The 26,363-nt window shown below is 52.5% G+C and carries 20 protein-coding genes; 1 reads left to right on the top strand and 19 read right to left on the bottom strand.

Features of this window, described 5'->3' with window-relative positions; translation table 11 throughout:
• Nucleotides 1-52: 52 nt before the first annotated feature.
• The 16 genes from rfbD to wbaP form a co-directional block, all read right to left on the bottom strand.
• Nucleotides 53-934, bottom strand: coding sequence for a dTDP-4-dehydrorhamnose reductase (rfbD, locus tag ACLRGG_RS19505; RefSeq protein WP_416251319.1), 882 nt, complete (start codon nucleotides 932-934; stop codon nucleotides 53-55).
• A complete protein-coding gene (rfbB, locus tag ACLRGG_RS19500; RefSeq protein ID WP_416251318.1) occupies nucleotides 934-2,013 on the bottom strand; it encodes a dTDP-glucose 4,6-dehydratase in 1,080 nt (359 codons plus the stop codon). Before rfbB ends, rfbD begins: the two co-directional genes overlap by 1 nt.
• 568 nt (nucleotides 2,014-2,581) lie before the next feature.
• On the bottom strand, nucleotides 2,582-3,595 hold the full coding sequence (galE, locus tag ACLRGG_RS19495; protein WP_416251317.1) for a UDP-glucose 4-epimerase GalE: 1,014 nt from the start codon (nucleotides 3,593-3,595) through the stop codon (nucleotides 2,582-2,584).
• Between the two features lie 51 nt (nucleotides 3,596-3,646).
• A complete protein-coding gene (galF, locus tag ACLRGG_RS19490) occupies nucleotides 3,647-4,543 on the bottom strand; it encodes a UTP--glucose-1-phosphate uridylyltransferase GalF (RefSeq protein ID WP_067708439.1) in 897 nt (298 codons plus the stop codon).
• Nucleotides 4,544-4,702: 159 nt separating this feature from the next.
• A complete protein-coding gene (locus tag ACLRGG_RS19485) occupies nucleotides 4,703-6,043 on the bottom strand; it encodes a lipopolysaccharide biosynthesis protein (RefSeq protein WP_416251316.1) in 1,341 nt (446 codons plus the stop codon).
• Nucleotides 6,040-7,263 carry a glycosyltransferase gene (locus tag ACLRGG_RS19480; RefSeq protein WP_416251315.1) on the bottom strand — a complete coding sequence of 408 codons (1,224 nt, stop codon included), beginning with the start codon at nucleotides 7,261-7,263 and terminating at the stop codon, nucleotides 6,040-6,042. The genes ACLRGG_RS19485 and ACLRGG_RS19480 overlap by 4 nt, the downstream gene beginning before the upstream one ends.
• 4 nt (nucleotides 7,264-7,267) lie before the next feature.
• Nucleotides 7,268-8,518, bottom strand: coding sequence for a colanic acid biosynthesis pyruvyl transferase WcaK (gene wcaK / locus ACLRGG_RS19475; RefSeq protein ID WP_416251314.1), 1,251 nt, complete (start codon nucleotides 8,516-8,518; stop codon nucleotides 7,268-7,270).
• 190 nt (nucleotides 8,519-8,708) lie between these two features.
• Nucleotides 8,709-10,925: a phage tailspike protein gene (locus tag ACLRGG_RS19470; protein WP_416251313.1), complete on the bottom strand. Its 2,217-nt coding sequence runs from the start codon at nucleotides 10,923-10,925 to the stop codon at nucleotides 8,709-8,711.
• Between the two features lie 85 nt (nucleotides 10,926-11,010).
• Complete coding sequence (locus ACLRGG_RS19465; protein ID WP_416251312.1) at nucleotides 11,011-12,045, bottom strand: glycosyltransferase; 1,035 nt, start codon at nucleotides 12,043-12,045, stop codon at nucleotides 11,011-11,013.
• A gap of 114 nt (nucleotides 12,046-12,159) precedes the next feature.
• Nucleotides 12,160-12,912: a glycosyltransferase family 2 protein gene (locus tag ACLRGG_RS19460; protein WP_416251311.1), complete on the bottom strand. Its 753-nt coding sequence runs from the start codon at nucleotides 12,910-12,912 to the stop codon at nucleotides 12,160-12,162.
• A 128-nt stretch (nucleotides 12,913-13,040) separates the two neighbouring features.
• Complete coding sequence (locus tag ACLRGG_RS19455) at nucleotides 13,041-14,165, bottom strand: EpsG family protein (protein ID WP_067708466.1); 1,125 nt, start codon at nucleotides 14,163-14,165, stop codon at nucleotides 13,041-13,043.
• 41 nt (nucleotides 14,166-14,206) lie between these two features.
• A complete protein-coding gene (locus tag ACLRGG_RS19450; protein ID WP_416251310.1) occupies nucleotides 14,207-15,112 on the bottom strand; it encodes a glycosyltransferase family 2 protein in 906 nt (301 codons plus the stop codon).
• Nucleotides 15,113-15,209: 97 nt separating this feature from the next.
• Nucleotides 15,210-17,390: a tyrosine-protein kinase Wzc gene (gene wzc / locus ACLRGG_RS19445; RefSeq protein WP_416251308.1), complete on the bottom strand. Its 2,181-nt coding sequence runs from the start codon at nucleotides 17,388-17,390 to the stop codon at nucleotides 15,210-15,212.
• A 12-nt stretch (nucleotides 17,391-17,402) separates the two neighbouring features.
• Nucleotides 17,403-17,837 (bottom strand): arsenate reductase/protein-tyrosine-phosphatase family protein, encoded by a 435-nt coding sequence (locus ACLRGG_RS19440; protein WP_416251307.1) that lies wholly within the window; start codon nucleotides 17,835-17,837, stop codon nucleotides 17,403-17,405.
• Between the two features lie 15 nt (nucleotides 17,838-17,852).
• Nucleotides 17,853-18,986: a polysaccharide export protein gene (locus ACLRGG_RS19435; RefSeq protein ID WP_067708480.1), complete on the bottom strand. Its 1,134-nt coding sequence runs from the start codon at nucleotides 18,984-18,986 to the stop codon at nucleotides 17,853-17,855.
• A gap of 288 nt (nucleotides 18,987-19,274) precedes the next feature.
• Complete coding sequence (wbaP, locus tag ACLRGG_RS19430) at nucleotides 19,275-20,708, bottom strand: undecaprenyl-phosphate galactose phosphotransferase WbaP (RefSeq protein WP_416251306.1); 1,434 nt, start codon at nucleotides 20,706-20,708, stop codon at nucleotides 19,275-19,277.
• Nucleotides 20,709-21,506: 798 nt separating this feature from the next.
• Between wbaP and ACLRGG_RS19425 the strand changes: the two genes are divergently transcribed.
• Nucleotides 21,507-23,099, top strand: a complete 1,593-nt coding sequence (locus ACLRGG_RS19425) for a TerC family protein (RefSeq protein WP_416251304.1) — start codon at nucleotides 21,507-21,509, stop codon at nucleotides 23,097-23,099.
• On the opposite strand, the gene asmA is transcribed toward ACLRGG_RS19425, so the two are convergent.
• The 3 genes from asmA to udk all read right to left on the bottom strand — a co-directional run bounded on the left by asmA (nucleotide 23,086) and on the right by udk (nucleotide 26,293).
• The gene (gene asmA / locus ACLRGG_RS19420; RefSeq protein ID WP_416251303.1) at nucleotides 23,086-24,927 is read right to left on the bottom strand and encodes an outer membrane assembly protein AsmA; all 1,842 of its coding nucleotides are present in this window, start codon (nucleotides 24,925-24,927) and stop codon (nucleotides 23,086-23,088) included. The genes ACLRGG_RS19425 and asmA overlap by 14 nt on opposite strands.
• Nucleotides 24,928-24,950: 23 nt before the next feature.
• Entirely contained in the window at nucleotides 24,951-25,532 is a 582-nt protein-coding gene (gene dcd / locus ACLRGG_RS19415) for a dCTP deaminase (RefSeq protein ID WP_067708487.1), read from the bottom strand.
• A 119-nt stretch (nucleotides 25,533-25,651) separates the two neighbouring features.
• Nucleotides 25,652-26,293, bottom strand: a complete 642-nt coding sequence (gene udk / locus ACLRGG_RS19410) for a uridine kinase (protein ID WP_416251302.1) — start codon at nucleotides 26,291-26,293, stop codon at nucleotides 25,652-25,654.
• Between the last annotated feature and the right edge of the window lie 70 nt (nucleotides 26,294-26,363).

Here is a 26,363-nt window from a genome sequence, read left to right as displayed (position 1 = left end):
GGTAATTCATTCCAGGTTAACAGCACTAATCAATGCTGTTTTAAAATTTTGATTAAATCTCGTTCAGCATACGCTGCACGCCCACTCGCCAGTCTGGCAGAGTCAGCTCAAAAGCGTCCTGAAACTTCGTCGTACTAAGTCTGGAGTTAGTGGGTCTTGTGGCCGCAGTCGGGAACGCACTGGTAGGAACCGGGTTGATACTCTTAACTCTGAGCTCCATTCCCTTCAGCCTCCCTGCATTAATCACATACCCGGCATACTGATGCCAGGTCGTCTCTCCACTGGCTATTAGATGATAAATACCCGAGAGGCTAATATCTTTTTTAGCTTTACGAATAGCGTGTGCAGTACAATCTGCAATTAGCTCAGCCCCGGTCGGCGCGCCAAACTGATCGTCGATGACAGAAAGCTCATCCCTTTCGGCAGCCAGTTTGAGCATTGTCTTCGCAAAATTATTCCCTTTTGCGGCATAAACCCAGCTGGTACGGAAGATAAGGTAGTAACTGCAGCTGGCGACAATGGCCTTTTCACCATCACACTTGGTCTTACCATAAACGCTCAAGGGCGCGGTGGTATCTGTCTCTACCCAGGCTTCGGAACCTTCTCCATTAAACACATAGTCAGTAGAGTAATGCACCAAGAGCGCACCGACAGTTTCTGCGGCTTTAGCCATCGCAGCTACCGATGTTGTATTTAAAAGCGCAGCAAGTTCTGGTTCGGATTCCGCCTTATCAACGGCAGTATGCGCAGCAGCATTAATAATGACATCAGGTTTTATTGCCAGAATGGTTGCTGTAATACCACCAGGGTCTGATAGGTCCCCACAGTATTCTACTGAATGACGATCGAGAGCAATCAGGTTGCCCAAAGGTGCCAGCGCCCTCTGAAGCTCCCAACCAACCTGGCCATTTTTACCAAATAAAAGAATATTCATTAGCTACGTTTCTCGTAGTTCTGTTCAATCCAGCTCTGGTAAGCACCGCTCTTGACGTTTTCTACCCATTGCGTGTTTGCCAGGTACCATTCCACAGTCTTACGCATACCTGTTTCAAAAGTTTCCTGTGGTTTCCATCCCAGCTCATTCTGCATTTTGCTGGAATCTATAGCATAACGACGATCGTGCCCGGGCCTGTCGTTCACATAAGTAATCAACTCAGCATATTTCGTTTTAGCCGGTTTTAACTCGTCCAGCAGTGCACATACCGTCATTACAACATCAATATTCTTTTTCTCGTTATGACCACCGATATTATAGGTCGTACCGGGTTTTGCTTCTGTGACAACCTTATACAATGCTTTCGCATGATCTTCGACGTATAGCCAGTCGCGGATCTGGTCACCCTTCCCATAGATGGGGAGCGGTTTTAGTTCGAGGGCATTAATAATAATTAACGGGATCAATTTCTCGGGGAAATGATAAGGGCCGTAATTATTTGAGCAATTGGTAATAATAACGGGTAACTTGTAGGTTCTCCCCCATGCCCGGACCAGATGATCGCTGGCAGCTTTAGTCGATGAGTACGGGCTGCTTGGCGCGTAAGCCGTCGTTTCGGTAAACAGCGGGAGTTCACCACTCATTTCATCAGGATGAGGCAGATCACCGTAGACTTCATCGGTGGAAATGTGATGGAAGCGAAAAGCCTGTTTTTTATCATTACTAAGCACGTTCCAATACTGGCGAGTTGCTTCAAGTAAACTATAGGTTCCAACCACGTTTGTCTGTACGAAATCTGCCGGGCCAGTTATCGATCGGTCTACATGACTCTCAGCGGCCAGATGCATGATGGCGTCTGGCTTTGTCTCGTTGATCACCTTGATTAAACCATCGGTGTCACAAATATCAAGTTGAACGAACTGATAACGCTCACTCCTGCTGACATCCTTGATCGATTCCAGATTACCCGCATAGGTTAATTTATCAACATTGATGACAGAATCATGCGTATTTTTAATGATATGTCTTACAACCGCCGAACCGATAAATCCAGCACCACCAGTAATCAAAATCTTCATAGCTCGTCTCTAAACGGGAGTGATTTGGAACAATAACCTTAGATTATTGGATTATTGGATTATTGAACATAAACATCATAGAACAGAATTTAGCCACGCTACCGCCCCTGGGTACGCTATCCCAGAGCATGGCTTGCCGGTATGTTGTAGATGCTCAATTCTGCAGGTCGCCCTATGCGGTCAGCTTATGTGCTAAAACTAAGTGACTGTAATCCTATACGTTTAACAGAGGAAAAATCACCTCCGTCGCATCATCAGCAGAAGCATAATTGTATCATTCAGCAAATATGAAAACTAACAAAATAAGATTTATCCGGCTCGAATAACGATGCATTCACACTAGCGTGGAAAGTCGCTCATTCACAGGATGTATACCCTTTTAGGGTTCTATTTTGTTCAAATAACATCCAATATTGAAGATTTATTTTTGTCCTGGGTCGAGTCCAATAACACCCTGAACGCCCTGCTTGCACGATTTCTATAATCGCGGTAACCCCTTCATGATAGTTAAATACGCAAAACCCGGCAAAGGCCGGGTTGAATTTTAAACAGATAAACCTGAGCGGGTTTACTTATATCCCTGCGGATTCGAACTCTGCCATTTCCAGGTATCACGCATCATCTGGTCGATACCGCGCGAAACGCGCCAGTTGAGCTCTTTGTCTGCCAGGGAGGCGTCGGCCCAGAAGGCGGCGAGATCGCCGTCGCGGCGAGGGGAAATCTGATAAGGAATGGTACGACCGCTGGCTTTCTCGAAGGCCTTAACCATTTCCAGGACCGAATATCCTACGCCCGCCCCAAGGTTATAGGCTTTATAGCCGCTGATGGATGCAATGTGGTCCAGCGCTTTAAGGTGACCTTCGGCAAGATCCATCACGTGGATGTAGTCACGCTCACCGGTGCCATCTTTGGTGGGATAGTCACCGCCAAAGATATTCACCTTTTCCAGTCGGCCAATGGCCACCTGGGCGATATAGGGCAGCAGGTTGTTTGGGATGCCGTTGGGATCTTCCCCAATCTGACCAGACTCATGTGCGCCAACCGGGTTGAAGTAGCGCAGCGCAATGGTTTTGAATTCCGGGTTGGACTTCGCAAAGTCGCGCAGGATGAATTCGACCATCAGTTTCGAGGTGCCGTACGGGCTGGTTGTGCCGCCGATTGGCGTGGTTTCCACATAGGGAACGGGCGCATCCGCGCCGTACACCGTGGCGGAAGAGCTGAATATAAACTGATTGACGCCCGCGGCGCGCATCTCTTCCAGCAGGATAAGAGTGCCCGTCACGTTATTTTGATAGTACTCCAGCGGCATACGGGTCGATTCGCCCACGGCCTTAAGGCCGGCGAAGTGGATCACCGCAGAGATATCATGCTGGGTAAAAAGCGTGCGCAGGCAGGCGCGGTCGAGGATGTCACCTTCAATGAAAGTGGCTTTCTTATCCGCCAGCTTTTCTACCCGGCTGAGGGATTCGCGCGATGCGTTGACCAGGTTGTCCAGTACGACCACGTCGTCGCCGCGCTTAAGCAGCGTCAAAACCGTATGGGAACCGATGTAGCCCGCCCCGCCCGTGACTAAAATAGCCATGTTGACTCCTTGCAACCGCGCGCACCGGCGCGGCCATATTCGAATATCGGATTATTTTGCCAGAATGGTCTGGACGGCCTCACGGAATTCACGGCCCTGAGCATTGTTGCGTAAGCCCCAGGAAACAAAAGCTTTCATATAGCCCAGTTTGCGTCCGCAGTCGAAGCTTGCGCCTGAAAGCTGGTGAGCGTCAACCGGCTGTTTCTTCGCAAGGCTGGCAATGGCATCGGTCAGCTGATAACGATCCCATGCCCCCGGCTCCAGGTTTTCCAGTTCAGCCCAGATATCGGCAGACAGAACGTAGCGACCTACGGCGGCCAGATCGGAGTTCAGCGTCTGCGGGTTCTCAGGCTTCTCCACGAAATCGACGATTTGGCTGACCTGGCCTGGGTTGTCCATCACGTCGCGCGTTTTGATGACCGAGTATTCAGACAGGTCGGCTTCCGGCATATGATGCGCCAGCACCTGGCTGCGGCCAGTCTCTTCAAAACGTGCAACCATGGCGGCCAGGTTGTAACGCAGCGGGTCAGCGGTAGAATCATCCAGCAGCACGTCAGGCAGCACGACCACAAACGCTTCGTCATGCAGCATCGGGCGCGCGCACAGGATGGAGTTTGCCAGGCCCAGCGGCTGAGGCTGGCGAACGTTCATAATGGTAACGCCCGGTGGGCAGATGGACTGAACTTCGCTCAGCAGTGAACGCTTAACGCGCGCTTCAAGCAGGGCTTCCAGTTCATAGGAAGTATCAAAATGGTTTTCAACCGCATTTTTGGAAGCGTGGGTGACCAGAACAATTTCCTTGATCCCTGCTGCCACGCATTCGTCGACGATGTACTGGATCATCGGCTTATCTACAATCGGCAGCATCTCTTTAGGAATGGCTTTTGTAGCAGGGAGCATGTGCATACCCAGACCCGCAACGGGGATAACTGCTTTAAGCTTGGTCATAATTTTTCCATATAAATGAAGTAAAAAGCGTTCGGTCATTATGCATTAAAGAGATGCTGTGGAAGTATAATCTTAATCTGAAAATTTTCCCCCGCTGGTACTAAAAAAAAGGCAACCGCCTGAGCGATCGCCTTTTTATTATTATTCGACTCAAATTTATTAAAACCAGCCGCTAAACCATTCCGGCATAATAAATAAATTGTAGTAGCTGACCAGCGCCATTATGCCGACAAACACCGCCGAAACCGAAACCCACTGTCGGGCATACGGGATAAAGGGGATGCCAATCACCGGCTTAATAAAGAATGGATGGGCAAAGGCCGAAATGAGCACCTGAGAAATTGACAGCGTCAGGGCCACATACCAGACGTTGGGGTAGATCCAGGTGGTTGCCAGCACCAGCACCACAATGATGCTTGCCACAATATTCCAGTAAAACTCGACGTTAGTCCGTCCGTTTGCCTGCGAAATTGCGCCAGTCAGTCCGCCCATTGGACGCAGCATGCCAAAGAGAAGCATCAGCGGTATCAGGTGACCGACGGCTTCATGTGCGCTGCCATAAAGCACCCGCACGATCACCGGTGAAAGGATGCCGATCGCCAGATACATCAGGCTGCTAAACAACATAATGGCCAGCGTGCCTTTCAGGAACAGTTGCTGCAGCTGCGCCGGTTCATGCTGCTTTTCAGCAAAGCGCGGCAGCGCCAGGCGGTTAATCACCGGCGTAACCAGCTTAAGTGGCTGAAGCACCAGCTCTTTTGCCAGAGAATAAACCCCGAGCATATCGGCGCCCATCACCTTACCCACAATCAGGGAGTCGGCCTGAGTACGCAGCTGATTTATCGTCTGGGAACCGAGCTGATAGACACCATATTTAATCGAGCTGAAAAAAGTGGCTTTATCAAATTCAAAGGTGGGTCGCCAGGCTTTATCGCCAAACCAAATCATGCACAGAATACGCATGGCGGCATTTGAAAACAGCCCCAAAATAACGGCGGCAACGTTGAGGGAGGTAAACCAGAGCATGGCAACGGTAAATATAAATGCCAGGAATTTGGTGACCATCTCTATTTTCGCCAGCAGCACCATCTTTTTGGCTTTAATAAAATGAGCCTGATATTGCGACAGCGAACCCAGCACCAGAAAGTTCAGACTGGTTAGCATAATCAGTCCGGTCAGCTGAGGAATATGATAGAAATGCGCGATAGGCCAGGCGATGGCGATCAGCAGCAGCCCGGTTATCAGGCTCAGCAGGACGTTCACCCAGTAGATGGTGCTCTGCTCTTTCCGGGTGATGTTCTGGCGATGCACGATATAGCTGCTCATTCCCATATCCTGCAACACCATCGCTACCGCCAGAATAGCGTTGATAATGGCCAGAACGCCCAGTTCATGGGCTTCCAGCCTGCGGGCCAGCACGCCCAGCTGCACGACCTGTAATACGGCGGCAAAGCAGGTGCCGCCAAACAGCCAGGCGGCCTGATTTTTTAAACTACTCACGCAAGTTGCTCCAAAAGCTGTGCCAGCTGGCGATAAGCAATATGCTGATTAAACTCGGTTTCTACCCTGGCGCGCGCGGCCGCGACGACCGGTGCCACGTCAATATCGCTTTTTGCCAGTTTTAACAGGATATCGCCCAGCGCTCTCGCATCGCCCTCCGGCGCCAGCCAGCCTGAGACGTTATTTTCAATGAGCTCAGGAATGCCGCTGTGATCGGTTGAGACCACCGGCAAGCCGACGGCCATGGCTTCCATCAGGGCGACCGGGATACCCTCCATATCGCCATCCGCCGCGGTCAGGGAAGGCAGCAGGAAGATGTCGGCTTCGTCCAGGTAGCGCTTGATCTCCTCCTGAGGCTTGAATCCGACCATTTTCACGCACTCTTCCAGCTGCGCTGTACGAATGGTGTCACGCAGAGTCTCTTCCAGGTCACCGTTACCGATGATGGTATATTCAAAATTCGCTCCCTGGGCCTTCAGGTATTTACAGGCCTCAACGGCGACGCCCAGCCCCTTTTTCTCGGTCAGGCGTGCGACGGAGACGATGCGCAGCGGCGAGTGCAGCGACTCACGCTCTTTCAGGTTGAATTTCTCAGGCTCAATGCCCATACGCGTCACGTGAATTTTTTCAGGCGGACAGCCCATGGCAATCAGTTTGTTTTCCCACAGATGGCTGATTGGCAGCATCAGTTCGGACTGACGGAACAGGTTGGCATAATCCTGCTTATGCTCTTCAAGGATATGCCGACGGGAAATATCCGCACCGTGGAATACGGTCGCTTGTTTGCCCCGCAGCACATTCAGTTCCCGCAGCTTATTCGCCAGCGCTCCGGCGTAGCCGAAATGCACCAGGAAAACATCGGCGGTAAAGGTCTTCTTCGCATGGGCAACGATGGCAGGCAGCAGAAGCTTGCTGGACTGCGCGCCATAGCGCCCGATATTGAAGGATTTCAGTGTGGTCAGGCTGAGGATTTTCGGCAGCACAATCTGCAGGCGCTGCTTCAGCTTGTCCGCGTTGCTCACCTTCTCTTCCGGCAGCAGATAGTGCGTTTTTTCTGCCAGGTTGTAACGATCAAATGCCCCATGGCGGTTCACCAGATCGCCAGGGAAGACGGAGATAATCTCCACGTCATAGCCGCTGTCGATAAAATGGATGACCTGATTGAGCACGAAGGTCTCTGACGAGACCGGAAATCGCATTGTGAAGAATGTAAGTTTCATCGGTTCACCCTAAATGTCTGACGACGTCTGCGGTAATGTTGTTACCCAGAACTCTCTCCTGCTCAACCGCGAGGTCAACCTGCTGTTTTACGGCGTCGTAATTGTCCAGAATGCTGTTAACCCGGGTGATGATGCTGCCATCCATCAGGCTTTTCACATCCGTTGCCATCTCTGGCAGACCCAGCTGGTTCATCACACCCAGAGATTTGTGCTCATAGTTGATCGCCACGGCGGGGGTGCCAAAGTTCATGGAGATAATGGCCGAGTGCAGTCGGGTGCCAATGGTCAGATGCGATTCGCCAAGCAGTATTCCCAGTTCCAGGTCGTTAAACTCATCCATGATGACGTGATACTGATCTTTCTGAACAATATGGTCGCGCAGCGTCATCGCTACCATACGATCATCTTTGTTATAGCTGTCAATGCCGGTGCAGGTGGAGAGGGCAACGACCTGATAGCCCCGGTCAATTACCGCATTAATCACCTTAGCAAACGCTTCTTCGTACTCCTGCTGCGTGACGCCCAGACGCTTATCAAACGGAGCCAGTTCACGCACGGTTATGGCGACGGTTTTTTTCGCGGCAATCAGGTTCTGCCAGTGCTGCAGGTTATGGCTGGGGTTTTCGACGCTACGGGCGCGAACCAGGAAAGCGGTATCCGCACCAGCGACCACTTTTTCCGTGGTGATATTGCCCTTTTTCATCATTTCAAGACTGACGCTTTCACGCAGAACCAGGCTGTTAACGCGTGAGAAGACGAAGTTGGCAATCTCGTTAAATCGCTCTTTCTGGAATGGCCCAACGCTGTGGCCGATCATATAAATCGGCTTCTTTGCCAGCAGCGCGCAGAGCGAATGTTCAAACTGGAGCGGCCCATAGAGATCAACGAAAAATGAGCCGCCGACCTGGATAATCGCATCGTACTGCTTAAGACGGTTGGTAAATTCCTGGAGGTATTTTGGCACGGCGAAGGATTTAAACAGTCCGCTGCCGCTGATGTGCGCCATCATAATTTTTGGCATCAGGCGGCGTTTGATTTTATCGATCAGGCTATTTTTCCCCTTCTTAGTTTCAAGAAAGAGCGCATCCGGCATAACCGTCTGCTGTAGCAGGTAGCCAGAGCTGGTTGGATAGCGACTGATGATATCAATGTCCAGATCGTTCCTTGCGAGGTTAAGCGAGTCAATAAGACCGCGTAAAATTGCGCCATCACCACGGTTTCCGCATGTATGATTGCCAACTAATAAAATCTTCATAACAACTCCAGAAAAATTTTTGTAATTTTAAAAACCGTCACTAACCATAAGTGGTTAATTAATAAGTATAATTGTTCAAAATACCTGCCAGAACACCCATCAATACTGCCTCGCCACTTAATCCATCCGCGATCCGCAATCTGCCGACTGACTCGCTGATGCCGGGCGGCACTCAGGCCGCCCTTTTTTGTTACCCTTTCAATGCAAAATAAGGCACGGCAACCTGTTTGCCGTTAATCACCATCGACACATAGCCTTCGGCCTGCGAGGTATTCACCTCTTCCGCTTTTAACAGTCGTGATTCCAGCAGCACATCGCCCTGCTCGTTAGCGCCAATTCCGGCTTTTCCGTTGTGCAGAGTGAAGCGCTGGAGCGCCTGATGAGCATTTCCGCCTGAAGGCTTATCTGCAAAGGCCATTTTGCTGTCGAACCGCGCGCATTTGCCGGTCATAAACCGGTCCCGGGCGGTTGACTTCATCAGTACGCCAGCGGACGCCAGCCAGCCGGCCAGCTTGACGTAAACGCGGGTATCGGTGTCGTAAGGCGTTTCGTACATCACGTCGAGGATCGGGCTGGCACCTTCTGCATGCCAGCTGGCTTCAAATTTATGCGCCTTGCGCTGCAGGCTGATTATTGCCTTGCCGCCGGTGGTTTTGCCGTCCACCACCTGGTTCAGCAGGCTCTTATCGGTGCCGTTGCTGTAGGAAGACTGGCCAAAAATTTCGATCTCCCAGTTGTCGCCGACGTCGGGCGTAAAGATGTTGCCCAGCTCGTACCACTTTTCCTGATTGGTATTGTTGATGATGCGATAGCGCGACGTCAGGTAGTTGTACTTCATGCTGCCGTCAACGGCGATGCCGTAGGACTCCACGCGCGTTGAGCCTCGCTCATAGGCGCTCAGCCATTCGTGATCGCCCAGCGAGTTATCTATCCAGCTTCCGGCCTGCAAATTGGTCTGGCGCATATTCAGGCGGGAATTGTGGGCTATCAGCGGATTCGGGCAGGTTTCCAGGCTCAGGGCATCGATGATCCACTGGCCATTGGAAATGTTGCCCGGATGTTCGGAGTGCTCAATCCAGCCGTTATGGATCAGTGACTGACCGCAGCGCTCAAGGTTAAGCACCATCCCTTTGGTACAGTATTGAGCATTGAAGTTTGAAAGCTCAATCGCCGTACTGTGGTCCCACTTGCCTTTTGGCAGGTTTGACCAGACGGACTTGATCACATCGCCGGTACATCGCAGGGCGTACCACTGGTCGATTTTACAATCGAGCGTATCCATCAGGCTGAGTGAGGTGCCGCCGACCTGAACAAAACGCAGGCAGGCACCGCGGAAGAACTGTCCACCTTTACAGACGTTGTTAAAGAAGCCCTGTCCGTTGTCCTTCACGTCGGTGCGACCGTTAAAGTTCAGGTTGCTGACTTCCACCCAGCGGGCATTAACCTGGAAAACGAATCCGGGTTTGCCGTCGGAGACGATATTGGTGGCCGGGAAATAGCCGAAGTTAACCATCGCCCCGCAAACGCGGAAAAAACGCGTCTGCTCGCCGGAGAAATCACAGGCGCTGACGAAGAAGTCCCCGGCGGGAAACTGAATGCAGATCTGCTGGTTGGCCTTTTGCGACCAGGCATACATGGCTTTGATGGCCGGTGCCGCGTCGGTTTTACCGTCGTCGATGGCACCAAAATCAAACAGCGTCAGGCGGTTGAAGTCGTCCACCACGCGCCGCCAGTGAAAGTCGGGGCCGGAGAAAATTACCCCGCCGTCATCCGGCGCGGCGCTCAGGCTGCCGACGAACTCGCCGCCGCCCTGCTCCAGCCCGTTATGCCAGCTGCTGAGCTTAACCTTTGCCCCTTCAAACAGCGGGCGCGTTTTGCGCAGATCGTCAACGGAGGCAATTTCGCCAATCAGCTGATAACCGGCGGGCTGCGACAGGCGCTTGCTGAAAGTATTCGCCCCCGGATGGCTGACGTCAGGAATATTAAACAGGACGTTTCCGCCGTCATCCACCACCGCCATGGAGTGCGCAGGCGTGGCAATCAGCGCGCCGTTATCGGCGATAAACTTCTGAAAGGTCCCTTCGTTGAGCGCAATGGGCTGTTCAATCTTGGAGAGCTTACCGCTGGCGTTGCGCAGAAAGACATCCGTCAGGTTAGCTGACTGAGTTGGATCGGTGCCGACTTTACCAATGTACAGCCTGCCGCTGAAGTTTTTCCAGAAGCGGTCAGGCATGGTGTAGATATTTTCCGGCGTCAGGATCGGGACGTCTTCTTTAGGCAGATCGCTTACCGGTACCTCTTTCAGCGACACGCCGGGCTCTTTTCTGGCAGCCTGGCTTGAGAACGAGCTTACAGAAAGGGCGGCGAAAATGGATGAGAATGCGGTAATTACTTCTCTTCTTTTCATTGATGGAATCCCATAGTCAATGTGCCCCTGGAGGCGTGAATGTGTGTCCCAAAGGCATTGCCCGGCATACCAGAAACCGGTGACGTTACACCAGTGAAAGCCAGCTCTCTTTAATCACCTTGCCGTCGAATTTCAGCGAGGTTTCGGCTGTTTTCGCGCTCATGGCGAAAAACAGCGCATCGTTATGTGCAAGCTGGTTCATTTTTTCAATAAATGCGGCCCGGTCGTTCATCGCGACCAGAAACCCGTCCTGACTGTCGTTAATAATTTCCTGCGGACCCGTCGGGCAGTCATAGGCGACAACCGGCAGCGCCCAGGATTTGGCCTCGAGCAGCACCAGCGGTAACCCCTCATAGCGCGAAGTCATCAACGCCATATCGCTGTCGCGATAGTAGTCGTTAATGTTAGATACCTTGCCGACGAAGTTAACGCTGTCGGTGATCTTAAGCGTTGCCGCTTTGGCCAACAGTTCGCTTTTCAGCTCACCGTCGCCCGCAATCACCAGTTTCCAGTCAGGATTGGTGGCCGCAAAGCCCTGCCAGACGTCCAGCAGCAGATCAAAACCTTTCTGATGATCGAGACGGCCCACCGCCAGCGCCTGACGGTGTCGCACGCTGCGCTGATGATTTTTATACACCACGGGGTTAGGGATAGTCTGGCTGGCGATGCCCCAGCGGGTAAAGACGCTGCGGTCTTTGTCGGTCAGCACGATGACGCGGTCGTAATAGCGTAAAAAGAGGTACTTAAGGAATTTGATCGGCTTGCCGAAGGAGTTAATCGCAATATGCTCGCAGGCGTAGGCCTTTGCCGTTTTCTTTTTGCCCGCCAGCAGGCTGTAGAGAGCAAACATCACGCTCAGGCGCCCCATACTGATCAGGAATACCGCATCAAACCCTTCCTGATTGATGCGCTGCACCGCGCTGCGAATAGGATTCTTCACCCCCGCAAAGCTGACGATCGCTTTCACTTTTTCAAACGGATAAAAGGGCTGACCGGATCCTTCCAGCGAATAGACGGTCACCTGATGCGCGTCGCCCAGACATTCGGACATAAAGTTGCAAATGTTTTCCGTTCCGGCATAGGAGTAGGCGTCTTTAATCACCAGCACTATTTTTTTCATCGCGAAGTCATCACCTTAATCACATCAATGTTAAATCCCTGGTGCTACAGAGGATCGTCGCACCAGGGCAAGGGCGTTAGCCTGTGCGTAACTGAAACGTTTCAGTCTGCAACGCTATCTGTGCTTCAGCGCGAACAAAACCCCGTTAACCATGTACCAGACGTAATAGTAATACACTTTTAGTGGATTGTTTTTATAGATAAATCTTAATAAGTCGAGGTGCCACTTCGCCGCTTTGTTTTTATTACGCGAAAGTGAATCACCCAGCTCATAGTAAACAACCAGTTCCTTATTAATTACGCGAGCCTGGCGGTACTGTTCAAAGAGCTCATACAGGAACAAAAAGTCCTCATGACCCTTTTTCTGAAAATAGATACTGCGCGCGGGTCGTCGGTAGCAGACGGAGGAAAAACAGATACGAAACTGCTTTTTCACAAAGCTGTCTTTCATCAGCCAGGGCTTGTTGTAAGTGACGCTGTAGGATTTGGTGCGGGAGTTGTAGCCATAGTGCGAGATAACCAGATCGTCACCCGCTGCCAGGGCCTGAACCTGTAGCATCAGTTTATCGCGCTGCCATTCATCGTCGCTGTCAAGAAAAGCGATAAACTCCTCTTTTGCGGCGCGGAGGCCCACGTTACGGGTTTCGGCCGCACCGAGATTGACCTCATTATTGAGCAGGGTAATACGCGGATCCCGGCAGTGCTCCTGCACCAGCGCCAGCGAGTCATCGGTCGATTTATCATTAATCAGATAGATGCGCCAGTCCGTCCAGGTTTGATCAAGTACCGATTGTACCGCCCGCAGGACCGTGCTGTGCGCATTGTACATGGGGATGATGATGCCCACCGTGCCGATTTGATTGTTCATCTGATATCCTGAATCTGAATCGTTAAAAGCCAGCCCTGCCGGGGCAAGGGACGGCAGTCAGCATCGCTGCAAACTGAACGATTAAAAGGGTTATACGTAAGACGGCCAGGGGAACCCTGGCCAGTTAATCAGAAAAGCCTGAAGAGTGGTGCAACGCTGTAGCCGTCGATCGACTGTACGGACAGGATGGTGTTATAAGCCAGATAGTAGGACGTCATGGCAAACAGCAGCGCGAAGTTGAGGATCACGTTCCTGATACGCAGCATCAGGAAGGCCAGCAGCAGTGGCTCACAGTGCAGGAACAGGTTCCCCACCCTGCCTCCCAGAATCGAGAAGTCTGAGAAGACGATACGGACGGCCGCACCCGCGGAATAAGCGATAAACAGCAGGTAGGCCAGGCGATCTTTTTCCGTAATAGCTTTGCGGAAGTAGACCATCGTAAAGAAGGCAATAAAAGCGATGTTCTTTAAGTTCGCCAGACCGAAAACCGGCGAGGCGACGTCAAAGTTGGTCCCGCTGTAGCCCATGGCCCTGTCACCGATCACCGGTACGATCCCCAGCGAGTCAAGAAACAGCCTTTTACCGCCGACTATCCCCAGTGGAATGGCAGCAATCACCATCGCCAGGCCAAAATATTTACGCTCTTTCAGGAACAGGAACGGCGTCACCATTAGCACGGCATAGCCGGTTGAGTGCGACTGCGAACTGAGTACCAGAAAAATAATCGCCAGCAGGTATTTCCGTCCCGCGGCGGAGCAGATGCAGGCCACCGCGAAAGCGCTGGAAAGACCGAAGCGGATCTGGTTCATATCCTTGTTGATAAACAGGTGCGCCGAATAGAGACAGAGCGAACACAGGATCAGCGGCGAATATTTTTTATAGATCCAGGCGTTAGTCGATACCGCGATAAACGCGATAAATAACAGAAAGTAGTAGCTCTGCTGGGTAAACCATGACAGCACCCACGCCAGCAGCATAAACAGATTTTCGTACCGATAAACGTTGGCTACGGTCTGATAACCACTCATTTCCGTCTGACGGGAAAAGTCGTGGAAAAAGCCCAGATACTGCCAGTCATCAATCCCGGAACCGGGTCCCCTCATCCCGGCGAAAAGGATCAGGCCAACCGCACCGATAAAGAAGAAATAGGTCACTACCCTTTGCATTTTAGGCTGCGTCAGCTGGCCAATGGTTGCCAGCTCAAAAAGACAAAAAATGAGCAGTGTGTAGCTTATTATCCAGTATATCGCCATTCTTTTCCCCACCGCGCTATCTTTCCTGGCGGAAGATAACGCTATTTTCTACCTAACCGCTGGCTGACTTTATCCTTCAGACGATTGATAAAGTAGGTACGGTTGTCTTTATTTGTTAAGAAAAAGTAGCGAATAAAACTCACGCTGGCCTGGAGAGACTTGCCATCCATTTTGTATCTCAGCGGCAGCTTATACGCTTTATAAGTATTAATATCGCGCTGGGTGAGATAAGGCTTCATGGTGTCCAGCCAGAAAAGTGAGTAGTTAACCGACTCGCCCTTATGCTTAGACCCAAATTTAGTGATCAGATGATAGTTAGCCAGCGGCTGCTCAATCATCACGAACTCATAGCCTTTTTTGTCTGCACGAATGCAGAAATCATAATCCTGATGGCGAATGTAGCGGGTGTCGAAGCGAATATCTTCGGCATATTCGCGCTTCATCACCAGGGTACTGGTCTGGATAAAGCCGTAACAGCCAAACAGATATTCCGCCACTGTCTCGTTGCGGCCTGGTCGCTGCATCGGCATCACCTTCAGGAAGCTGCCATCCTGGATAATGTTGACCTGGCTGAAAATGATGGTTTTCTGACGACCCTCTGACTCCAGTCGCTGAATGGTTTTCACCGACTCGAGCAGCTTATCATGATGCCACTCGTCATCCGCATCCAGGAAACTGATGTAATCTCCGGTCGCCAGCTCAATGCCTTTATTACGGGCGCCCGAGCCATTCAGTTTTTCCTGCGACAGCACGAGATTGATTTTCAGCTTACTGTATTTTTCCGACTGCACTACCGCGGCTAACTTATCCGCGTCGCTGGATTTGTCATCAACAATGATGACCTCAAAGTTTTGCCAGGTCTGCGCAGCCACGCAATCTAATGTGGTTACGATAGATTCGGATGCATTGTATGCAGGAATAACTATCGAAAAGAAAATATCCTTCATTGCAGGCACCTTTATACGTCTAAAAGAAACGGCCTTATTCGCCACGCTATCGCCGGTAGGGTGACCCTCCCTCAGAAGGGAAGGTCAGCGCAATCCGCTAGCTTTTCGCATCCTGCTTGTAGCTGTAATCGTAATAGTCGTAGCCGTATCCATAGGCGTTAGCCGCTTTACGCACCACGGCATTAAGGATCACGCCTTTAATCTCAATGCCGTTCTGGGCAAAGCGCTTATAGCTGATGTCCAGCTCTTTCAGGGTATTGGTTTCAAAACGCGCCACCATCAGCGAGGTGCCGGCCATTTTGCCGATAACGGAAGCATCGGTCACCGCCAGAATCGGTGGCGTATCAATCAGCACCAGATCGTAGTTTTTGCTCGCCCACTCCAGCAGCTCCTGCATACGGTTATGCATCAGCAGCTCGGACGGGTTAGGCGGCACCTGCCCACGCGGCAGGAAATCAAATCCGTAAGCGCCCTGCTGGATCAGTTCGGTGGTGAACGGCGTTTTACCCGACAGAATATTGGACAGACCGGTTTTGCTGCTTGCCCCTAACAGTTCGTGGGTGTAGCCACGGCGCATATCACCATCGATAAACAGCACTTTCTGACCGGCTTTCGCCACCAGCGTTGCCAGGTTTGAACAGATAAAGGTTTTACCAATACCCGGGCTGGCGCCGGTAATCATCAGAATATTGTTTTTCGCTTCCATCATCGCAAAGTGCAGGCTGGTACGCAGGCTGCGAATCGCTTCGATTGACAGGTCGGTCGGGTTACCCAGCGCCAGCAGCGTGTTATGCGGGTCGGCTTTGCCCAGGCCGCGCCTGGTCAGCGCTTCCGTGTCCTTCTTACGCTGCCATTCGGACAGCGGGACGCTCGCATAAACGTTCATGCCCTGCTCTTCCAGCTGATCCGGGCTGTCGATGCCGTGGTGGAACAGCGCTTTCAGCAGGATATAGCCGACGGAAACCACCAGACCCAGGATCATGCTGGCAAGGATCAGCAGCATCTTCTTCGGTGCAACCGGACTACCTGCCGTTTCCGCATGGTCAACCACGCGAACATCGCCGACGGTGCTGGCTTTGCTGATGTTCAGCTCCTGCTGACGGTTAAGCAGCTGCATGTAGATCTCCTGACCGGACTGAACGTCACGCGTCAGACGCACAATTTCCTGCTGGGTCTGCGGCATCTGACCAATTTTCTGGTTCAGCTGCTTCTGCTGATTTTCCAGCGTCTGGCGTTTCTCCAGCAGCGCGCGATAGGTTGGGTGATCCTTGGTAAAGAGCTGAGATACTTCAGCTTCCTTAAAGGTCAGCTCGTTGAGCTGGCTCTGGATGCTGACGGAAGAATCCAGCGCAGATTTCGCTTCAAGCGACATATCGACTGAATCATTCTGGCGACGATAGCTGTTAAGCTTATCTTCCGCGGCATCAAGTTTTTCACGCACGTCCGGTAGCTGCACCTTCAGGAACTCAAGGCTCTTCTGCGCTTCGGCGGATTTGCGGTCAATGTTCTGACCCACATAGTTATCAATCAGCTGATTCAGAACTTTACTGATCAGTACCGGGTCTTCACCGGTGTAGGTCAGACCCAGCACGCCGGTGTCTTTACCTTTATCCGCTACCGCCAGATTATCGGTTACCAGTTTAATCGCCTGCAGGTCAGACAGTTTGGTGACCGTGAAATCGGTTCCTTTATCTACCTGCTGGATGCCGCTGACCAGCATACTCACGCCGTTATGATTTTCCAGCTGACCCACTTTACCTTTGAACAGCTCTTTACCCTCTTTGCTGACGGTGTAGCTGTCCGGGCCGTTAACCTCAACCTCGAGTTCACGCTTTTCCCAGTCGGTTGGTACGGTAAGCTGGGGGATCTCAAGCTGCCCCGGCTTATTACCCATAATGCGGGACAGGCCTTTACCAATCACCGGCAGGTAGTTTTGCTGAACCAGCACGTCCAGCCCCAGATCGTGAACGGTTTTACCCACCACCATACGTGAGGTGACGATCTCCACTTCCGTGGCGGACATCGGCTGCGCGTTCGGCATCATCTGCGTCAGGTCGTTCAGCACGGTATTGGAATTTTTGTCTTCCACCTGCACCATCGCGTCGGCGCTATAGATTGGCGTAGCAAACAGGCTGTACAGCGTACCCAGCAGCATAAACAGCGCTGTGACGGCCACAATTACCCAACGATGGTCAATCAGCTGCCCCACCAGATGCGCCAAATCCCATCCGTTAGATTCCTCTTTTGGCGCAGACGGTACCTTACTTTTTATATTCATGGATAATCCCAACTATCGGCTTAATGCGTTGACCCATTTCTGGGCAGCGTTTTCGAGTAATCCGTACACGGCTTCAAAGGCTTCGCGGCTTTTCTTGTAGGGATCCGCTATCTCCTGCTGGTTAAGCCAGTGACCAAACAGCATGGTCTTGCCGCGTACGGAGGGGTTAATACGATTGACCTGATCCACCTGTCTCTTTTCCATTACCAGAATCAGGTCGTAATCCCGGCACATGCCCGAGGTGAGCTGCTGAGCCACGTGGCCATCCAGCGACAGGCCATGTTCGCTGGCAACGCTGCTTGCCGTGCCGTCAGCCGCATAGCCCGTCATTGCGCTAAGGCCCGCAGAGGCAATCTTTTTATCGGGCAGCGACGCTTTCAGCAGCCGCTCCCCGGTTGGAGAGCGGCAGATATTGCCGACGCAGACCACTAAGATCGAATTAATCATAATGTTCCCGGAAAATTACCAGTTATGAATAGTCTGTACGTTGCGCGTCGCATCGTAGAGGCCGCTGATGGTTGGGACCAGCTGTGAAATAACGCGGTTCCAATTCGCCAGAGGCGTCGCGGTCACATAGACGATGTCATAAGGCTGGAGCTGGAATTCGGAACCCATCACCATCGCCGAGGCGTCTTTAGTATTCAGCTGATAAATATTGGCGATCTTGCTGCGGTTCTGCCCTTTGATGGCGCGAATAACGAATACACCGGTCGCATTAGCCGTCGTCTGGTCCATGCCCTGCGCACTGCCCAGCGCTTCAGCCAGCGTCATGCCGCTGCGGTCCATTTTCAGCGTGGCCTGCTGTTTCACTTCACCCATTACAAAGACTTTCAGATCGTCATTGCGCGGAATGTAAAGAATGTCGCCGGGATAGAGCAGATGGTTCTGCGACAGATCGCCGTTTTGCATCAGCGCCTGGAGAGAAACGGGGATCTCTTTGCCATTGTGGGTGAGGACGACGTTACGCCAGTCGGCATTCTGCGTCAGCCCCCCTGCTGCGTTAACGGCATCAAGGATAGTTAAAGGGACGTTGGTAATCGCCTGCTGCCCGGATGTGGTGACTTCACCCGTCACATAGGCTTTCTGCGATTTAAACGAGGCCACGCTGACGTCAACCTGCGGGCTTTCAATATACTGTGCCAGGCGGTTCGAGATTTCATCGCGCACCTGCTGTACGGTACGACCCGCTACGCGTACGCGACCGATATAAGGATAGAAGATGGTGCCATCAGAGTGTACCCAGTTGCCGGTGTCGCTGGCGCTGCGGTACTGGCCGGCAGGGGTAGTCAGCTCTGGGTGATCCCAGACGGTGACGGTCAGAACATCGCCAATGCCGATCCGGTACTCATAGTTCTGCAACTCATTTTGCAGGCCGCTGTTCGGCTGGGCGACGACGGGCTGCGGACGCATCTGCTCTACCAGGCCCGGCGTCAGAGGGAAGACGTTAACGTACTTATCAATATCAAAATCACTGTCTTGTTGCTTAATAACGTCTTTTCCGCTGGTGGAAAGACCAGAGCCCGGTGCAATGGTACATCCGGACAGAAGAGCTGCTGATACCATCAGGGGTATCAATTTCGTTTTGATTGTAATCATCTATCTCATCGCTATCAGTAATTTGATTGATAGTGGCGAATCCGCCGCTGTGTAGCGTCATGCAAAAGTTATAAAGTGAGTCTCACATCAGGCACTGTAACTGTCAGTCATTTTAATTAACTCCCTATCCTTTTATGCCTTGCCGGTTTGAGTAAAACCGACGCTTAACATTCGTCAATAAAAAAGTTTGTTTAGCTAGCAAGTCAATGACAGTTAACAGTCAAAAGACGCTGGTAATACAGGAACAGGCCTTGCGACCTGCTCCCGATTGACGGGTAACCCCGTGAATCAATAGGCACCATCGCGTTTTAAAACCACGCCGACGGTTTTGAAAAGAATGGCGATGTCGTTCCATAACGACCAGTTTTTAACGTACCAGGAGTCAAAATAAACGCGCGTTTCGTAATCAACATCGTTACGCCCGCTGACCTGCCAGAGGCCGGTCATACCCGGTTTTGCCATGAAGTAGTAGTCAACGTCACCCGCGTAGCGCTCCAGCTCATCTTCGATAACCGGACGCGGCCCGACCAGACTCATATCTCCGCGCACCACGTTCCACAGCTGCGGCAGCTCATCCAGGCTGGTTTTGCGGATAAAGTGGCCGATACGCGTAATGCGTGGATCGTTTTTCAGCTTAAAGTCTTTATCCCATTCGGCACGGGCCACCGGATCGGTGCGCAGCACTTCTTCCAGCACTTCCTTCGAATTCACCACCATCGAGCGGAATTTAAGGCACTTGAACTTGCGCCCATTCATCCCGACCCGCTCATGACCATAGATAGGTTTACCGCCGTCGCGCGCCACCATAAAGATCAGAACGGCCAGCGCAGGCATCAGCATGGTAATAATCCCCAGCGCCCCGACCAGGTCGAACGCACGCTTAAGGATGCGGGATGTGCGCTTAGCCAGATTATTGCTGACGCGCAGGATCATCACTTCATGGCTGAAAATGTAGGCCATGTCCGTACCATAAAGGGGAACGCCGCGCAGGGAGGGGATAACCGAAACGGAACGGCAGTTGTGTTTGGCGAGATTCTTCAGCCAGAGGTCGCGATACTGACTCTGCTCGTACTCCACCGCGACGATGAACTGCGTTTCGCTGTTCACGCGTTGCCACAGCGACTCTTCATCACGAATTACGGGTACGCCAAACAGCGCGAGTGCGGGAGTGGTGTTATCAACATCGTAGAACGCGACCACGTCAAAGCCCATCACTTCCTCGCTTTGCAGCGCCAGCCAGGCTTCCTCAGCGTTCTTGCCGCTGCCGATGATGATCGACTGTTTTTTCCATAGCCCGTAGTGATTGAGTACGCGCTTAACCAGCGCACGACCAATCGGGATCAGTACCAGTGCTAATAACCAGGTCATCACCCAAATCCAGCGTGACATATCCCACTTTGAGAGGGCAGTAATGGAAAGGTCAATCACAGAGAAAATCAAAATGCTTTTGAAGATCTCTTTCAATTCAAACCAGAATGGCTTGCGATAGGTGTAGTGTCGCAGACGCACCCAAAACCAGCCAATACAAACTATTGAGAGGATGATATGTGTGGCAATTTTTAAATGGAGATCCTGTGAAGAAATATCTTCCAGCATATGGCCTGGAAACGCTTTAATCAGCAGGATAGCAATAAATAAAGAGGCATTAAATAAAATGAGATCTGAGAGAGCCAGTGACAGTTTTATCAATAACCCTTTGAAGGTGTATTCAATATCGCGCATAGTTAACTCTTAATTATTTTTCGAAAGCCTGTGCTTTATTAATTCCATCACTGGAAATGATTGCGTGTTTTTTAATCACGTCATTTATTACACAGAAAACGTATTTGGGAGTCGTGTAAAAGGTCATCTTAACTGACGTTGCAGCAGAGAATTGACATGTAAAATCAACAACAGATGACGGGTCAGAAGAGAATTGATCGGGGCTAAAACCCCTCTTCGGACACGCTACCGCCCCTGGCTTGTAGCTGCCAATGCGCTGTAACGCTCATACTTTGTTGGTTTTATCCTGTCCTCTCTGAGCGGCAGGCTAACGTGTTTCGTCTAATGTGCGTGTGTTCGCAAAAAAGAACATCGAAATGCCGTTTTGCCACATAACCACAGACATTTCCTAACACGTTGCTATACTAGTTATAAATGGCCTGTTTACAAGAGCCTCTCCCCGCCCGCACTGTCTTTTAGGATTAAGACTACCTTTGCTGCCAGACTGTCGCGCACATATCCTGTTTCCCCGGTGGTTGAAATTCAGCTTTACTCCCTGTGAGACTAAGATTAATCCTGAACACTTTCTCTCCACCCGTTAAGTATCTACCAGATTGCTTTACCCACCTATACGAATAATCTTGAAAAGCGTACGTACGCTAATTAGTAATGGCGCACCAGAGTGATTTCATTTGATGATTATCCCTGCCGTGGTTATTTAACAGAGCCAGCTTCCGCTGCTGGCGGGTTTATTTGTGGTATTGATCAGGATTCACTATCATCATAAAAATTTCTTAACTCCGAACGGGTGAGTCGCTAATGTTGGAATGGATCGTCGATCCGTCTGTGTGGGCCGGGCTGGTTACGCTTATTGTCCTGGAACTGGTACTGGGCATCGATAACCTTGTTTTTATTGCCATTCTTGCTGAGAAGCTCCCCCCTGCCCTGCGCGATAAAGCCCGAATAACCGGGCTGTTGCTGGCGCTGATAATGCGTTTGCTGCTGCTGGCATCCATTTCATGGCTTTCGTCTTTAATTACGCCGCTGTTTACCCTTGCCGGTCATCCGTTTAGTGCACGGGACCTGATTATGCTGACGGGCGGGGTTTTTCTGCTGTTCAAAGCCACCATGGAGCTGAACGAGCGTCTGGAGGGGAAGGATGCAGACGAAAATCCACAAAAGCGTGGCGCTAAATTCTGGCCGGTAGTGGCGCAGATCGTCGTACTGGATGCGGTGTTCTCGCTGGATTCGGTCATTACCGCTGTGGGCATGGTCGATAGCCTGGCCGTGATGATGGCGGCGGTGATCATTGCCATTTTCCTGATGTTGCTGGCCAGTAAGCCGCTGACGCGTTTCGTTAATGCCCACCCCACCATCGTGATTCTGTGCCTGAGCTTTCTGCTGATGATTGGCTTCAGTCTGGTGGCGGACGGCTTTGGTTATGCCATACCGAAAGGCTATCTCTACGCGGCCATTGGCTTTTCAATCATTATTGAGGCGCTCAATCAGCTGGCGCAGTTTAACCGGCGGCGTTTCCTGTCTGCGAAATCTCCGCTGCGTAAGCGTACGGCAGAAGCGGTGCTTCGCCTGCTGCGGGGCGACCCTGACCGCAGCGAGCTGGACAGCGAAACCGCGTCTCTGGCACCCGACGCCGTTGAAAGCCAGGCCATCTTTAATAAGCAGGAGCGGATGATGATTGCCCGCGTGCTGGGGATGGGGCAGCGCACCGTCAGCAGTATCATGACCTCACGCCACGACGTGGAGCACGTCGACCTCAGCGAATCGCCGGAGAAGATAATGGCGCTGCTGGACAGTAATCAGCATACGCGGCTGGTGGTGACCGATAACAGTGACGATCCCCTGGGCGTGGTGCATGTTATCGACCTGTTGCAGCAGGCGCTGCACGGCATCAGTCTGGATATCCGCGCGCTGATACGTCAGCCGCTGGTGTTTCCGGAACAGCTTACCCTGCTGCCCGCGCTGGAGCAGTTTCGCAACGCGCGAACCCACTTCGCCTTTGTTGCGGATGAGTTCGGTTCGATAGAAGGCGTCGTGACGCTGAGCGACGTAATGGAGACCATAGCCGGGAATTTACCCAATGAGGGGGAGAACAGCGATCCCCGCTACGACATTCAGCAAAACGTCGATGGCAGCTGGACGGCAAATGGTCATATGCCGCTGGACGATTTGGTCATGTATATGGCGCTGCCGATCGATGAGAAGCGCGAGTACCATACCCTGGCAGGATTACTGATGGAGCATATGCAGCGGGTGCCGCAGGCAGGAGAGGAGATTCAGATCGGCGACACGCTGTTCCGTATCCTTCAGGTTGACAGCCATCGGGTGCAGAAGGTGCAGATTGTTCCGCTGGCAGTCAACGAAGAGGATTACGCCTCGTTTATAAATCCTTAATCAGCTTTTGCACGGATCCGCGCTTATCGCTGTTCTGATTACGATCGGCCCACTGCTGCAAACGTTTTTTCGCCTCGTCCTGTAGCTGCTGTCGCAGCACCTGATCAATCTGCAATGAGTAATTCAGCGCCGACCAGGGCCCGTAAACGCGTAGCGGCACGGGGGTTTGTTGCAGGCGCCGAACGATCTCGTCATCACCCTGCCAGCCCTGCGTCACTGTGATACCAAACGTCATATCCGCCTGCTGGTTTGCCAGGTTCACCCCCCCCTCGCCGCTGTAGTTCAGCATTGACGAGGTGCCCTTTAGCGAATCAAAGGCCAACAGGCCCTTGTTGAGCGTGGCACCGGCGGTGATATGCTGCAGTGCGCTACCGGTCGGATGGTCCGACGGCCCGCGCACGCGATCGCTGCTGCGCTCTACCGCACGCTGGATCATCTGCTGAAAATTAAGCCCCGCCATCTGCGCATCCGACAGGCTGACGTCCGCCCTGCCCTGCCAGTCGTGCCGGAACGAACGCACTGACAGGCCTGTTCCGCTGAAATTCCCGGTCAGGCTGAGGTTTCCACTCAGCGATGCCGGAAGGTCAAACGCCTGCAACAGTGGCGCCACGGGAATATCACTGAATACCGGCTGAAAGGCTATAGCCGACACGGCATTTGATACATCTATGCGCCCCGGAAGCGAGAACTCACCCTGACCCACCTTGCCGCGCAGGGTAGTGAGATTCAGGATGCCCTGCTGACTGGCCGCATTAACCTGCACCTGTGCCAGATCCATCCCGCGCCAGCGCATTTTGTCGACGGTGAGCTTAAGGCTGCCGTCCAGCGCATTTAACGGTGAATCGGCATTACTCCGCTGGGCGGGCTGGGCAATAACCGGTCCGGGAGCGGCGCGCTGGGCCTGTATGCCCTGGCTGCCGTTACTGCCGTTAAGCGTCAGCCCCAGCAGGGAATCCATATTCAGCGAGGGAGAGTGTAAATTAATATCGATCTTTGGACGTTCGGCCAGCGTGCCGCTGACGCTTCCCGTCAGCTGACTGTCGTTCGCCTGCAGCGAAAGGTTTTTCAGGCTGAACGCCTGGCTGTCACCCTGCCAGCTCAGCTGCATATTTGCCTGGCCCTTCACGCCGCTGGTGGGTAAATCCGCGCCGGTGAGCTGGTAGTCAAGCTGATTAATGGTCGCTGAGAACTGCCGGGGATAGCGGCTCATATCCGTATCCGCGTTAACATGCACCAGCAGTTCGCGCTGATCGCGACTGATGCGACTGCTCAGATCCAGATGTGCCTGTTTTTGCCTGTTCTGGGAGAGCTGTAAATTCAGATCGCGGAAATTAATTTGCTCGCCATTGCTTTGCTGCCAGATCAGCAGGCTGTCCGCCATGCGCAGTTCGTCAATATCAAACTTCCATCCCCGGCTGGTTTCCGGCGGACGGCTGTCCCTGGGCGCCATCGGCGTATTCGCGGGCTGCTGGCTGTCGCTGTCGGGCGTCATACGGATAACCGCGCCTTTCAGCATCACCTGCTTAACCGACAGCTGGTGAGAGAGGAGAGGGAGAAGGTGCACGTCCAGACGCATATTTTCCGCGCTGACCACCGGCTGTGCGGCCCCAGGCGCAGTCAGGCTCATCGGCCCCGACAGAATGCTTAGCTGTGGCCAGACGTGCCAGCGCAGATCGCCATTCAGTGCCAGCCGGTAGCCGCTACGCTGTTCCACCTGGCTGGTCATATAGGTGCGAAAGTCGTTAGGATTGATCAGCACTACCAGCGCAGTCATTCCGGCTACTATCACCACCAGCAAAATGGCCAGCGTGGTAATGAATCTTTTCATGCCTTCCCCTCAGTGCCTGAGACTTAATCTTTGTCGATACGGCTGGCATCAGCGCCCTGCTGACCCTTATATTTCGCGTCCTGCCGACGGTTATAAGGTCGGGCAGCCGGTCCTGAAAGCGGTTCAAAACTCAGTGCGCCAATCAGCATACCCGGACGTAGCGCCAGAGGCAGCTTACCTGAATTATAGAACTCAAGCACGATGCGTCCCTGCCAGCCGGGATCAATGCGGTGCGCCGTCACATGTACCATCAGGCCGAGGCGCGCCAGCGAGGAGCGACCATCCAGCCAGCCGACCAGGTTATCCGGCAGGGTCACGGACTCAAGCGTAACCGCCAGCGCCAGCTCGCCGGGATGAAGATAGAAAGCCTCACCTTCCGGCAGCACGATCTCATCGCTCATAACGCGATCCAGCGCGGCACTCACCTCATCCTTCGGGCCACTCAGATCAATAAAGGCGGCGGTGTGTCCCCGAAAGGTTCGAAACTGGTTGCCCAGGCGGACATCCACGGTAGCACCGTTAATGCGTTCAACCGGTGGACGCGGCGCAATGTCAAGCTGCCCGCTGTCAAGCCAGGCTTCAATGTCGCTGTCGCATAATCTCATGGTGGCGTCTCCACTAGGTCTGAATGGGGTAAAACGGGCAGGAAGGCGGTGTAACAGGTGCGCTTCCTGCGCGCTGTGCCACCCGCGCCCTTCATCTGGGAACGGGGGCCCTTATCCTGCTATTCGAAAAACTGATTAATCTTGGCTTTCAGAATATCAATGGCGATACGGTTTTTACCGCCGCGCGGCACGATAATGTCAGCGTACTGCTTGGAAGGCTCAATAAATTGCAGGAACATCGGACGAACGGTTTTCTGGTACTGCGCCATAACCGAATCCATGGAACGACCCCGTTCGTTAACATCACGCTTCATGCGGCGCATCAGACAGATATCCAGCGGCGTATCGACGAATATAGAGAAGTTCATTTCCTGGCGCAGTCGGGCGTCAGTCAGCAGCAGTATCCCTTCAAGGATAATGACCTTCTTCGGCTTAAGCTGGACGCACTGCGCGGTACGGGTATGCTCAACGTAGCTGTAAACCGGCAAATCGATCGCCTGCCCGGCCTTAAGCATCTGCAAATGCTGCAGCAGCAGGCTGTGATCCATGGCGCTGGGGTGATCGTAGTTGGTTTTCACCCGCTCATCCATGGTCAGATGGCTCTGGTCTTTGTAGTAAGCGTCCTCAGGGATCACACCAATATTTTCATCACCGACCCGGTCGCGGACTTCGCGATAGAGCGTACTGGCAATAAGACTTTTCCCGGAGGCAGATGCGCCGGCGATACCTACGATGACGCACTGGTGCGACTTGTCAGTCATAAATTAAAGACCTGGTTACTGATTGTCAGAGACAATGGAGAGGAGGATTTCGCGCGTAATTATAGGGATT

This window comes from Erwinia sp. PPS120 (genome assembly GCF_047918655.1).
GTDB classification, from domain to species: domain Bacteria; phylum Pseudomonadota; class Gammaproteobacteria; order Enterobacterales; family Enterobacteriaceae; genus Erwinia; species Erwinia tasmaniensis_A.
This window is presented reverse-complemented; position numbering and strand designations above follow the sequence as displayed.

Bases quoted from the DNA above. Each gene is read 5' to 3' on its own strand.
- ACLRGG_RS19435 (WP_067708480.1), bottom strand. From the start codon at position 18,986: ATGATTACAATCAAAACGAAATTGATACCCCTGATGGTATCAGCAGCT.
- wzc (WP_416251308.1), bottom strand. From the start codon at position 17,390: ATGAATATAAAAAGTAAGGTACCGTCTGCGCCAAAAGAGGAATCTAAC.
- rfbD (WP_416251319.1), bottom strand. From the start codon at position 934: ATGAATATTCTTTTATTTGGTAAAAATGGCCAGGTTGGTTGGGAGCTT.
- ACLRGG_RS19470 (WP_416251313.1), bottom strand. From the start codon at position 10,925: ATGAAAAGAAGAGAAGTAATTACCGCATTCTCATCCATTTTCGCCGCC.
- dcd (WP_067708487.1), bottom strand. From the start codon at position 25,532: ATGAGATTATGCGACAGCGACATTGAAGCCTGGCTTGACAGCGGGCAG.
- ACLRGG_RS19425 (WP_416251304.1), top strand. From the start codon at position 21,507: ATGTTGGAATGGATCGTCGATCCGTCTGTGTGGGCCGGGCTGGTTACG.
- ACLRGG_RS19455 (WP_067708466.1), bottom strand. From the start codon at position 14,165: ATGGCGATATACTGGATAATAAGCTACACACTGCTCATTTTTTGTCTT.
- ACLRGG_RS19450 (WP_416251310.1), bottom strand. From the start codon at position 15,112: ATGAAGGATATTTTCTTTTCGATAGTTATTCCTGCATACAATGCATCC.
- ACLRGG_RS19440 (WP_416251307.1), bottom strand. From the start codon at position 17,837: ATGATTAATTCGATCTTAGTGGTCTGCGTCGGCAATATCTGCCGCTCT.
- asmA (WP_416251303.1), bottom strand. From the start codon at position 24,927: ATGAAAAGATTCATTACCACGCTGGCCATTTTGCTGGTGGTGATAGTA.
- wbaP (WP_416251306.1), bottom strand. From the start codon at position 20,708: ATGCGCGATATTGAATACACCTTCAAAGGGTTATTGATAAAACTGTCA.
- galE (WP_416251317.1), bottom strand. From the start codon at position 3,595: ATGGCTATTTTAGTCACGGGCGGGGCGGGCTACATCGGTTCCCATACG.
- ACLRGG_RS19480 (WP_416251315.1), bottom strand. From the start codon at position 7,263: ATGAAACTTACATTCTTCACAATGCGATTTCCGGTCTCGTCAGAGACC.
- ACLRGG_RS19465 (WP_416251312.1), bottom strand. From the start codon at position 12,045: ATGAAAAAAATAGTGCTGGTGATTAAAGACGCCTACTCCTATGCCGGA.
- ACLRGG_RS19460 (WP_416251311.1), bottom strand. From the start codon at position 12,912: ATGAACAATCAAATCGGCACGGTGGGCATCATCATCCCCATGTACAAT.
- wcaK (WP_416251314.1), bottom strand. From the start codon at position 8,518: ATGAAGATTTTATTAGTTGGCAATCATACATGCGGAAACCGTGGTGAT.
- rfbB (WP_416251318.1), bottom strand. From the start codon at position 2,013: ATGAAGATTTTGATTACTGGTGGTGCTGGATTTATCGGTTCGGCGGTT.
- galF (WP_067708439.1), bottom strand. From the start codon at position 4,543: ATGACCAAGCTTAAAGCAGTTATCCCCGTTGCGGGTCTGGGTATGCAC.
- udk (WP_416251302.1), bottom strand. From the start codon at position 26,293: ATGACTGACAAGTCGCACCAGTGCGTCATCGTAGGTATCGCCGGCGCA.